The sequence below is a fragment of the Verminephrobacter aporrectodeae subsp. tuberculatae At4 genome (genome assembly GCF_000193225.1).
Lineage (GTDB): Bacteria > Pseudomonadota > Gammaproteobacteria > Burkholderiales > Burkholderiaceae_C > Acidovorax > Acidovorax aporrectodeae.
Genome location: NZ_AFAL01000906.1, coordinates 1 through 360, shown reverse-complemented (window position 1 = coordinate 360; position 360 = coordinate 1). Strand labels below are relative to the sequence as shown.

Below are 360 nucleotides of genomic sequence, written 5' to 3'. Positions count from 1 at the left end.
ACGCCGGCGAGGTTCACGCGGATGGTATTGCTTGGGGCGGTGGTGTCGGCCGTGGGCGTGAAGGTGGCCGTCCAGACCGTGCGCTCGGCGTTCGTCGTGAGCGGGCCCAGCGTGCCGTTGGCGTCGCTGAGCACGATGTCGTTGGCGTCTTGAAGGTGAAGCTGACGGTCGTCGTCTCGCCCGTGGTGAGCGCGTCGTCGGCCACCGTGATGCTCGCCGTGGGGCCCGCGGTGTGCACGCTGTAGGGGGCGCTTTCGGCGTGGCCCACGCCGGCGTTGCCTGCGGCGTCGGCAACGCCCGCGAGGTTCACGCTGATGCGGTTGCTTGCGACGTTGGCATTCGCCGTTGGCGTGAAAGTTG

At 69.2% G+C, this 360-nt stretch carries 1 protein-coding gene; it reads right to left on the bottom strand.

Features of this window, described 5'->3' with window-relative positions:
• A partial coding sequence (locus VTU_RS35775) for an Ig-like domain-containing protein (RefSeq protein ID WP_010109310.1) occupies window positions 1-134 on the bottom strand: 134 nt, incomplete at its 3' end.
• Window positions 135-360 lie beyond the last annotated feature (226 nt).